The following is a 7166-nucleotide window of genomic DNA, read 5'->3' on the forward strand; positions in this document are numbered from 1 at the left end:
TTATCTTATCTCTCAACACTTCCATTAGAGATAGGAGTTGTCTTGAGGTTTTACTTAAAATTTTGCCATTATAAGAGGTAAGAGTACTCCATTCAGGAGGAATAAAATTACCGACAAAATTGTAGAAGATAGTGGGATTATTATCACTCTCATTATGGATTACACAATCAGGAGTGAAATGTGAGCAGCATATAGTGTGCATAAGACTTCAACTTAAACATTAGGTTTAATCGAGGTAATAGAGCAATTAAGACACCATTTTTAAAAATGCGAGGAGCATATAAGCAGCATACGGAGTAGGGGAGGTAAAATTAGTAGATTAAGAAAAGTTTGACTGTATGCTGGTGGGCGATAGAGGGCTCGAACCTCTGACCTTTACGATGTCAACGTAATGCTCTAACCAACTGAGCTAATCACCCTTAGAGCCTATCAGTAAATAAATTTTAATTAGTAATTAAAGAACTTTTTTAGCGAAAATTTATAAGATTTTTGTAGGAATAGTTATTCATATTTCAAAAAAATCTTATAATTTGCAGCAAAAAAGAATTAAATTATCGGTTAAAATTTATTTACTGATAGGCTCTAATAATTTTAAATTCTATATTTATTGCATAATGTACTAGATTTCAAGCTTTATTTCTATTATTTATAATATTTTATTACTTAGTCTATAATTTTATGGTGGATTTAAAAACTAAAGCCTTTGATATTTCTCAAAATTTTACTATTTCCCTTGACGGTCCTGCTGCTTCAGGTAAAGGGACTATCGGTTTAATGCTGGCAAAGAAACTTTCTCTTAAATATTTTCAATCAAGTATTGTTTATAGGCAGCTTGCTTTTGACTGTATTAATCAAAAAATAGATGTCACTGATATAGATGCAGTAATTGCTTTATCTAAAGAATTAAAGCTCGATAATAATTTTGACTTAGAAAATGAGGATATAGGGAATATAGCCTCGCAAATTGCTGTAATAAGCGAAGTTAGAAATAATCTAAATAAATATCTGATTAATCTAGTAAAAACAACGCCAAGAATCATTATGGAGGGTAGGGATATAGGTACCGTTGTTGCACCTGACGCCGATTTAAAGATTTTTATCACTGCAAATCCTCAAATTAGGGCTGAAAGACGATATAAGCAGTTGCAAGCAAAAGGAAAAACATGTATACTCGATGAGATTTTACGGCAAATAATTTTGCGAGATAAAAGAGATAAAGAGCGAAAAGCCGCACCGTTATTACCGGCTTCAGATGCTTTAATTATCGATACTTCAGAGCTTTCAGCTATAGAAGTCGTAGAAGAAGTAACAAATTACATAAAGAATAAGATAACTTGAAGAAGTGCTAGGTTATTTTATTCGATTTTATGGTGTTGTTGCGTGGCTATTATGTCATTCCCGCATGGCATTGCCCGCGTGGATTAATTTCACCTCTGTTATCCCGTGGCTTGACCATGGGATCCAGTTAAAAATACTAAAATTATTAGTATTTTTTATTGTTTTTATGGACCCCGTGGTCAAGCAACTATGTGACACACGGTGGGTTTTACCGATCCATGCGGGAATGATATAAAACACTTTTTTTAGCCATGCAACAGCATACCATTTTATTAACCTTTTAAAAAAATTTTATTAGTTTAGGATCTGTTAAAAGCTTACAGAACCTAGGACACTTTAGCTAATATTACGAGAAAAATATGTCAATAAAACTAAAACAACGATTTGTTCCACAACTTGCAGCAATTAATCACGAATTTGAAGAAGATTTTTCTAAAATGCTTGAAACCGTTGATACAAGTCATATAAAAGAAAAAACGGTAGTTAAAGGTCAAGTAATCGAAATAAAAAACGATATGGTTATTGTTGATGTTGGATTAAAAAATGAAGGTAGAATACCTAAATCTGAATTTTTAGTTTTACCTAAAGTTGGGGACGTAGTTGAAGTTTTCATCGAGAAAATTGAGGGACGTAACGGCAGAACGATATTGAGCCGTGAAAAAGCAGTTAAAGAAGAATTATGGGGACAACTAGAAATCATGTGTTCCAAGGGTGAATTTGTCGACGGTACGATTTTCGGTCGTGTGAAAGGAGGCTTTACCGTGGATTTATCCGGTGTAGTAGCATTCTTACCGGGAAGCCAAGTTGACGTTAGACCTATTAAAGATCCTACTTCTATAATGAATATTAAGCAACCGTTTAAAATTTTAAGCATGGATAAAAAGCTTGGTAATATAGTAGTTTCAAGAAGAGCTATTTTAGAAGAATCACGTTCCGAATCTAGAGATGAGATGCTATCTAAAATTAAAGAGGGCATGGTGTTAGAAGGAACCGTAAAAAACATTACTGATTACGGTGCGTTTATCGATCTTGGAAGTGTTGACGGTTTATTACATTTAACCGATATTTCTTGGGGAAGAGTTAACCATCCTTCAGAAGTATTAGAATTTAACCAAAAGGTTAAAGTAATGGTTATTAAATTTGATGAAAAAACCAAAAGAATATCACTTGGTATAAAACAACTTGATTCTAACCCATGGGAAGCAATTAAAGAAGAATTCCCCGTCGGTAAAAAAATGATCGGTAAAGTTACAAATTTTGCTGATTACGGCGTATTTATAGAATTAAGAGACGGACTTGAGGGACTTGTTCATTCAAGCGAAATTAGTTGGTTAAAATCTAATCAAAACCCTAGAAAAACGCTAACTATAGGGCAAGAAGTAGAATTCGTAGTTTTAGAGGTCGATACTGAAAAGCATCGTGTTTCTTTAAGTATTAAACAATGCCAAGAAAATCCTTTAATAAAGTTTGCTGAAAATAACCCTGTCGGTACTATAATTAAAGCATCGATTAGAAATATTACGGATTTCGGTATTTTTGTTGCACTCGGTAATAATATGGACGGCATGATTCATGAAGGTGATATTAGCTGGGAAGATAAGGGAACAGATCTATTAAAATCATACAAGAAAGGTGACGAAATAGAATGCAAAGTTCTAGCCATTAATATTGAAAAAGAACAAGTTAGCTTAGGTATAAAACAATTGTTGCCTAATCCATATCAAGAAATCAGTGACGAATATAAAAAAGGTACAATAGTTAAAGCCCTTATAACAGAAGTTAAAGATGATGGACTCGAAGTACTATTAAACAATAAAGTAGCAGGTTTTATTAAAAGAACTGAACTATCGGATAAAAAAGACGAGCAGAAGCCTGAAATGTTTAAAATAGACGAAGAAATAGAAGCAATAGTTGTTTCTATTGAGAAATCAACCGGTAGAATTTTATTATCGGTAAAAGCTCATAAAATAGCAGAACGTCAAAAAGCTCTCAAAGAATATGGTTCTAGTGATAATACCACCAATATGGGAGATATACTTGCTAATGCTTTAGAAGATAAGAAGTAGAAGCTTTTTTTCCAATTTGTCATACCGTGGCTTGACCACGGTATCCAGTTTGAAATGTTAAGTTATTTTTTGGATACCGTAGTCAAGCCACGGTATGACATTTTAATATAATTTCAGGAGAAAATATTAATGTCGTATGTACCGATAGTAATTGAACAAACATCACGCGGTGAACGTGCTTATGATATATATTCAAGATTGCTAAAAGAACGTATAATCTTTGTATGTAGTACTGTTGAAGATCATATGGCAAACTTAATCGTTGCACAATTATTGTTTCTTGAAGCAGAAAATCCTAAAAAAGATATATATATATATATCAATTCCCCCGGAGGAGTTGTAACCGCAGGGCTTGCTATTTATGATACAATGCAATATATAAAGCCTAAAGTAGCTACATTATGTATAGGTCAAGCTTGTTCTATGGGTTCACTTTTACTTTGCGGAGGCGAGAAGGGAATGCGTTATAGTTTACCTCATAGCCGTATTATGATCCATCAACCGTCAGGAGGTTATAGAGGACAAGCTACCGATATAGAAATTCACGCTCAAGAAACCCTAAAAATTAAAAGGTTACTTAACGAATTGTATAGTAAACATACTGGACAAGAGTTAAAACATATCGAAAAAAGTATGGAACGTGATAATTTCATGTCACCGGAAGAAGCAAAGAAATTTGGAATAATTGATAATATAATTTCTTCTAGAGATGCTATGACAATGTCAGCAAAATAAAAAATTGGTATTGCTAACTAAATATAGATTCGTCATTGCGAGCTGGCATTGTTGCGTGGACCGGTAACCCCACTATGTCTCCCCGTGGCTTGACCACGGGGTCCATAAAAATAATAAACAAATACTAATAATTTTAGTATTTTAACTGGATCCCGTGGTCAAGCCAAGGTATGACATAAGTGAAATTGATCCACGCAACAATTCATTGCGAGCTGCGACGAGCTATCTATACTTAGTTAGCAATGCTTAAAGAATTTTATAAAAAAATCTTATAGATTTAGTTTTATTATTATAGTATAAGAGAATTAATTTGTTATTGGGGTCATAGCTCAGTTGGTAGAGTGCTTGAATGGCATTCAAGAGGTCGAGGGTTCGATTCCCTCTGGCTCCACCATGTCTTATTTCTATTTCAATTTATAAACACTTCAAACAGTAAACATATTATAAACTAAGGACTTTTTACTCTTCAAAAAAGTTAGATAATATTCTTTAGATTAGTTTTAACATTAAGAGGCTATAAAGTGAATAAAGTAATTACAAAATTATCAGAAATTAAATTAGTCGGTATTACAGCCCGCACCTCAAACGCCGCAGAAATGAACACTGATACTGCAAAAATAGGGAAAACAATGCAGCAATTTTTTACAGGTAAATTACAAGATAAAATCCTAAATAGAAAAACTCCGAAAAAAGTTTTTGCAGTTTATACAAATTATGAGAGTGACGCTACCGGGGAATATACTTACTTTCTTGGAGAAGAAGTTACTTCTTTTGAGAATATAGATAAAGAATTTTCAACTCTTACTATTCCAATACAAACTTATGCAAAATTTACATCAGGTCCCGATCAAATTCCTAAAGTCGTTATTGATATGTGGCAAAAAATATGGAATATGAATACGGCAATGTTAGAAGGTGAAAGAGCTTACATAGCTGATTTTGAAATATATGATGAAAGAAGTAGTAATCCACATAATGCTGTAGTTGATATTTATATTGGTATTAAAAAGTTAAACTAGGCTATATGCTTTATCGGCAAGTTTTAAAAATAACTCATTTTCTATTCCATCCTCAAGATTCCAACAGATAGCTAACATAAGCTGGACAAAATACCAGCTTCTAACCTCTTGTAATTTAAAGACAAAATAATTTGCTACAAATTCGGTATCTTTCTCTATATCCATAATAAATGCACATACTTCATTTATAGGATATCCAATTACTCCTTTAGGGTCAATTACTACCCAATGCTTACTATTTTGTAATATATTCTCATGATGTAAATCACCGTGAAGTAAAATTTAAGACTCAGCATTTTGAAGAAGCTCATCTCTCAATTTTCTTGCCTTTTGTAAGTAAGTTTTAGGCAAATCCCATTCTTTATCCAAAGTTTTCAGCTGATCCTTGATATTAGGGAAGTGATGAATTTCTGGTATAGATGCTCTGTGCAGCTTGCTCATAACAGAACAAGCTATAGCAATTTTGTTATCTGATGAATATTCTTTTAAAGAAATACCAGGAACGGCTCGCTCAAGCAGTAAAGCTTTATCTTTTTGAGCTAGAATAGTTGCAGCACCAAACCCTGAAAAAGCTTTTAAAGCCTCCGCTTCGTTTGTTAGGTCTTTAGCAGTAAAGCTTAGCTTCAGTATAATAGGCTTATTATTTTGATAACCAGATAAAACATAATTGAAAGATAAATTATCTATAGGCTTAAGGTTAGACAAGTTCCATTCTTGAGCTAATTTTGATACAATTTCAGGTAGTTTTTCAAGCCAGATTTCCCCTTGCTCTTTATATATACTAATTATATTATTTCTAAATCTATCCATGTTATAGATTATATATGAATATACATTTTGAAAAAGCTAATTTAACTCATAAAGAAACTATTTTTAGCTGGTTAGAAGAACCGCATATAAAAGAGTTTTGGGATAATAGTAAAGAACACAAAGAGGATATACTGAATTTTATTAACGCTGTTGATTCGCTAAGCAGAACTTTTTTTATTGATCCTGATGAAAATAATCTGCGAGCTATACATGTTTATAGTAAAGCCGGTTTTAAACAAGTCGAAGAGTATAAAGTACAAAGCGGAGCATTTAAAGGTAATACAAGTTATTTAATGGTAAAAAATATATGAGTACAAATTATATTTTAATTCGTGATGCTAATAATAACGATATTTCTGCTATGGTTTCTTTATCTTACGCTAAACGCCGTAGCTATGAGAAAGCACAACCGTAATTTTGGCGATATAAAGAGGGGGTTGAAGAATCGCAAAGTAAATGGTTTAAGGAATTATTATTACAAGATGATTATATAATACTGGTTACAGAAGATGAAAATAAAATGCTTGGTTTTATTATAGGAAGATTAATAGAAGCTCCGGAAGTTTATGACCCGAAAGGACTAATTCTAATAATTGATGATTTTTGTGTTGAAACCGAAAATGATTGGTCTTTTGTAGGAGGATAGTTAATTGAAAAAATTAAGCCCAAAGCTAAGAGCAAAGGGGCTAGTCAAATATTAGTAGTTTGCGTAGTACATGACGAACCTAAACGCCAATTTCTAAAAGCACTTGGACTAAATGTCGCTTCAGAATGGTATATTACTGCTATATGAACATAAGCTTTACTCCGCTTTCTACTTCTCATTTTTCGCTTTTTTTAAAATGGTTAGAAATGTCGCATGTAAAGCTATGGTGGGATGAGGATATAAAGTGGAGTTTAGAACTAATCGAACAAAAATACTTAAGCTATGTCAGAGGATATAAGCTAGAAAATAATAGATATCTTTCCAAACCAACTTATAGAGAAGAATTTAAAGGAGACACTTCACCTCGCACCGCAGCGTATATAAACAATCGTGCAGATGCGAGTCTAGGCTCGACGTCTAAATTACCTCTAGAAGCGAAGTTTGGGAAGATATCTAATGAGCCTAAAAATATACAAGCTTATATTATGGAAGTGTTGAGAGATAAGGAATTAAGCAGAGAATTACAGGAAGGATATTTTTTTAGAAAATTTT

The 7166-nt window shown here is 32.8% G+C and carries 8 protein-coding genes, 2 tRNA genes and 2 pseudogenes; 8 read left to right on the plus strand and 4 right to left on the minus strand.

Translation table 11 applies throughout. From position 1 onward, the window contains the following. Positions 1-202, minus strand: a pseudogene (locus SB78_RS10390) (hypothetical protein); the annotation flags it as partial. A 140-nt stretch (positions 203-342) separates the two neighbouring features. Beyond that, a tRNA-Val gene (locus SB78_RS05355) sits at positions 343-419 on the minus strand. A gap of 259 nt (positions 420-678) precedes the next feature. On the opposite strand from SB78_RS05355, the gene cmk reads away from it, so the two are divergent. After that, positions 679-1338 carry a (d)CMP kinase gene (cmk, locus tag SB78_RS05360; RefSeq protein WP_041079147.1) on the plus strand — a complete coding sequence of 220 codons (660 nt, stop codon included), beginning with the start codon at positions 679-681 and terminating at the stop codon, positions 1336-1338. 54 nt (positions 1339-1392) lie between these two features. Here cmk and SB78_RS08305 read toward each other — a convergent pair whose 3' ends face one another. Further along, the gene (locus tag SB78_RS08305; protein WP_081420975.1) at positions 1393-1578 is read right to left on the minus strand and encodes a hypothetical protein; all 186 of its coding nucleotides are present in this window, start codon (positions 1576-1578) and stop codon (positions 1393-1395) included. Positions 1579-1697: 119 nt separating this feature from the next. Between SB78_RS08305 and SB78_RS05365 the strand changes: the two genes are divergently transcribed. The 4 genes from SB78_RS05365 (at position 1698) to SB78_RS05380 (ending at position 5158) form a co-directional block, all read left to right on the plus strand. After that, positions 1698-3404, plus strand: coding sequence for a 30S ribosomal protein S1 (locus tag SB78_RS05365; RefSeq protein ID WP_041079149.1), 1707 nt, complete (start codon positions 1698-1700; stop codon positions 3402-3404). 129 nt (positions 3405-3533) lie between these two features. After that, entirely contained in the window at positions 3534-4139 is a 606-nt protein-coding gene (gene clpP, locus SB78_RS05370; protein ID WP_041079150.1) for an ATP-dependent Clp endopeptidase proteolytic subunit ClpP, read from the plus strand. 318 nt (positions 4140-4457) lie between these two features. Further along, a tRNA-Ala gene (locus SB78_RS05375) sits at positions 4458-4533 on the plus strand. A gap of 127 nt (positions 4534-4660) precedes the next feature. Then, complete coding sequence (locus SB78_RS05380; RefSeq protein WP_041079153.1) at positions 4661-5158, plus strand: GyrI-like domain-containing protein; 498 nt, start codon at positions 4661-4663, stop codon at positions 5156-5158. Here SB78_RS05380 and SB78_RS11080 read toward each other — a convergent pair. Then, positions 5150-5968, minus strand: a pseudogene (locus SB78_RS11080) (aminoglycoside phosphotransferase family protein). The gene SB78_RS05380 and the pseudogene SB78_RS11080 sit on opposite strands and share 9 nt — an antisense overlap. Before the next feature lie 14 nt (positions 5969-5982). On the opposite strand from SB78_RS11080, the gene SB78_RS08850 reads away from it, so the two are divergent. The 3 genes from SB78_RS08850 to SB78_RS11085 form a co-directional block, all read left to right on the plus strand. Then, positions 5983-6279 (plus strand): N-acetyltransferase, encoded by a 297-nt coding sequence (locus SB78_RS08850; RefSeq protein ID WP_041079155.1) that lies wholly within the window; start codon positions 5983-5985, stop codon positions 6277-6279. A gap of 209 nt (positions 6280-6488) precedes the next feature. Next, the gene (locus SB78_RS11560) at positions 6489-6614 is read left to right on the plus strand and encodes a hypothetical protein (protein WP_277360582.1); all 126 of its coding nucleotides are present in this window, start codon (positions 6489-6491) and stop codon (positions 6612-6614) included. Between the two features lie 143 nt (positions 6615-6757). Further along, a partial coding sequence (locus SB78_RS11085; protein WP_241773775.1) for a palindromic element RPE1 domain-containing protein occupies positions 6758-7166 on the plus strand: 409 nt, incomplete at its 3' end.

Source organism: Rickettsia asembonensis (assembly GCF_000828125.2).
GTDB classification, from domain to species: Bacteria; Pseudomonadota; Alphaproteobacteria; order Rickettsiales; family Rickettsiaceae; genus Rickettsia; species Rickettsia asembonensis.